A 2748-nucleotide genomic window follows, 5' to 3' on the forward strand; every position below is an offset into this window, starting at 1 on the left:
GCCAAGTAACGACTGATGAGATCCTAGCAGCACTTGAACTAATTAATCAACGACCATTAAAAATACATCATCAACAGACTGCCATTGAAAGATTCCGGGCTTGTTCGGATTAAACTTGTAATTTGCCAACTGAAAAATTAATTTTACCTTGACCCAGTTACCTGGTGTGCATCAAATAAGTAGTGATTGAGCACCAAACGAAAAGATTTATTAGATTAATAAGTAAAGCAAACCCCTGAGTTGGAGTAAATCCAAACTCAGGGGTTTTACTGGTCTAACTGTTTTTCAGACCATTCTCTGTAAACTGCATCTGGCCACTAGGGTATACCCTATTGGTCTTTTTTATTTCTGTGCTATACTAGGAATTACAAGTGTTCATTAGAACTGTCCAAAAGGAGAACTGGAAATGGCTAAAATCGGTTATGCGCGTGTGAGTTCCAAGGAGCAACATTTAGATCGACAGTTAGCGGCTTTAAAAGACGTTGATAAATTATTTACGGATAAATTGAGGTCCTGAATATGATCAAACCATCCGTTTTTACGAGTCAGTGGGATTTGAGCGATTGGAAGTTTTCCCGACATTATGGGATGCTTGGAATCCTTGTTTGGTGTTGGTTAAGAAGCTTTAATAAGCGGCCAAATCGCCCGGAACAAAGTCCATAAAAATCGCCATGCCTGACAGAACAGATCGGCTCGTGTAAGCTTGATATGCGTAAGCGCATTCAAAACGAGGGATTAGTATGGGTCCATTCTTTCATGGGTCACGATGATCTCAGAATTATCCACATCCATTCTGTTGTACAACGTCAAGACTCGGACAATGACAGTAGCCATTTATACCGAAGTTATTCGTGGAAATTACGGCGTTGCAGCTGCACTATCAACGATTTTGACCGCGTTGACAGTGATTTCCTTGCTAATCTTCATGAAAGTTTCTAAGAATGGGGATATTGCGATGTAACCACAAAACTTCGTCGGAAATAGGACAAAAGGGAGTTGACCGTGACTGGTTGACTCTCTTTTTGCTGTGGAAGCGACTTTTGTTGGCAAAACTGGCTGAATATTCACATGAACGAAAAAAGATATATGTGGTGAACCTATTTACATCTAGTCTTAGAAACCATATAATATGGTTATTAAAGCCGCAAGGAGGCAGAACATGACCAAAAAAATTGCAATTGTCGTTGATTCGGGTTCTGATGTCCCTCAAAGTGTTCTTGATGAAAATAAAAATATTGCAGTCGTACCGCTGAATATTACTATGAATGGGCATAATTACCTTGATGCAGTTGATATCACACCGGATGAATTTTATTCGGCGTTAGCAACGGCGGAAACCTTGCCGAAGACGTCCAGTCCGTCACCACAAGCTGCCAAAGAAGCGATGGATGCGCTGTTCGCGGCTGGTTATCAGCAGATCTTCGGTATCACAATTTCGAGCGCGTTGTCTGTGACGAACAACGTCTTTCAATTGGCCGCGCAAGATTTTCCCGCTGACACCGTAACCATTCTTGACACAAAAAGCATCGGCATTGGCAGTGGCATCCAAGCAGCCTATGCCGCATCATTGATCAATGCAGGGGAATCTTTTCAGGACGTGATTGCAAAAGTTCGTGCCTCAATCGTCAAAAGTCGGATTTATTTCTACGTGCCAACCTTGAAGTACCTCAGTGCCGGCGGTCGAATCGGCCGAGTGGCAGGCCTTGTCGGTTCGGTTTTGCACATTAAACCGGTGATCTCATGTGATCCAGAAGGCGTCTACTACCCTCTTTTTAAGGCGCGATCTGAAGAAAAAGCGATTCAAAAGTTGGTTGAACAAGTCAAACAGGATTGTTTAAAAAGCACCCACTATCGTTTAGGAGTAGCCCACGGGCAAAACCCATCTTTAGTTAAAAAGTTGGCAGAGAAACTTCGTGAAGCGACTGGTCGGCCAGTTGATTTTATTGGTGAGGTCTCACCGTCATTGGGCGTGCATACAGGGCCAGGGCTGATTGGGGCTACAGTTCAGTCGTATTAAGGTGTTACAAAAATAAGTCACGCCTCTCAAGCTTTACCTAAAACGAAAAGCAGATCAAAATTGCCCTTTTCTCAATTTGTTGAGAAAAGGGCAATTTTGATTTGATAAAACAGTCATTCCAACCACTTATTCTTCTTAGCCATCTGCACGGCCTCAATTCGATTATGAACACCGAGCTTACTGAAAATAGCGGACAAATAGTTACGAACGGTTCCTTCTGAGAGAAATAGCGAGGCAGCAATTTGTTTTGACGATAAGCCGCTGGCGACTGCCGCCAAAACAGCGAGTTCGCGGTCGGTGAGGGGATTGCTTTCAGCTGTCACCATATTCGTGACTAATTCCGGGGCGTAAACCGTTTGGCCCGTCATCACTTTTCGAATAACGTCAATCAAATCATCACTGGGGCTATCTTTGAGCAAATAACCATTTACTTGGGCAGCAATGGCGCGTTCAAAGTAAGCCTTCTGTGCGAAGGTCGTTAAAATAATGACTTTTGTTGGTAACTCACTGTCATGAATCTTATCGGCAACATCCAATCCGGTTAACTTGGGCATCTCGATATCCAGAACGGCAACGTCCGGTTTGAGCTGTTCGGACAAAAAAAATCAGCTTCCTTTAAAATGGTGTTTACCACAAACCCATCTTTTAGGAGCTGATCTTTTGTCTAGTATAACCTATTCCGAACGAATTAAAATCGAAACCTTTTGTGAACTAGGGCTGTCCAATATCCA

Annotated in this window: 1 protein-coding gene and 5 pseudogenes; 5 read left to right on the forward strand and 1 reads right to left on the reverse strand. The window is 42.9% G+C overall.

The features are described 5' to 3' along the window. The 5 genes and pseudogenes from ACKTSF_RS14335 to ACKTSF_RS14355 all read left to right on the forward strand — a co-directional run. Positions 1-113 (forward strand): annotated as a pseudogene (locus tag ACKTSF_RS14335) (IS30 family transposase); the annotation flags it as partial. A 293-nt stretch (positions 114-406) separates the two neighbouring features. Then, positions 407-508: pseudogene (locus tag ACKTSF_RS14340) on the forward strand (recombinase family protein); the annotation flags it as partial. A 4-nt stretch (positions 509-512) separates the two neighbouring features. After that, positions 513-629 (forward strand): annotated as a pseudogene (locus tag ACKTSF_RS14345) (GNAT family N-acetyltransferase); the annotation flags it as partial. Positions 630-742: 113 nt separating this feature from the next. Beyond that, positions 743-961, forward strand: a pseudogene (locus ACKTSF_RS14350) (iron ABC transporter permease); the annotation flags it as partial. Between the two features lie 198 nt (positions 962-1159). After that, the gene (locus tag ACKTSF_RS14355; RefSeq protein ID WP_054712244.1) at positions 1160-2017 is read left to right on the forward strand and encodes a DegV family protein; all 858 of its coding nucleotides are present in this window, start codon (positions 1160-1162) and stop codon (positions 2015-2017) included. A 113-nt stretch (positions 2018-2130) separates the two neighbouring features. On the opposite strand, the pseudogene ACKTSF_RS14360 reads toward ACKTSF_RS14355, so the two are convergent. Then, positions 2131-2610: pseudogene (locus tag ACKTSF_RS14360) on the reverse strand (response regulator transcription factor); the annotation flags it as partial. Between the last annotated feature and the right edge of the window lie 138 nt (positions 2611-2748).

This window comes from Levilactobacillus muriae, from assembly GCF_045862015.1.
Taxonomy (GTDB): Bacteria; Bacillota; Bacilli; order Lactobacillales; family Lactobacillaceae; genus Levilactobacillus; species Levilactobacillus muriae.

What these genes read in the sequence shown, in the direction of transcription:
- ACKTSF_RS14355 (WP_054712244.1), top strand. Translation starts at nt 1,160, where the DNA reads ATGACCAAAAAAATTGCAATTGTCGTTGATTCGGGTTCTGATGTCCCT.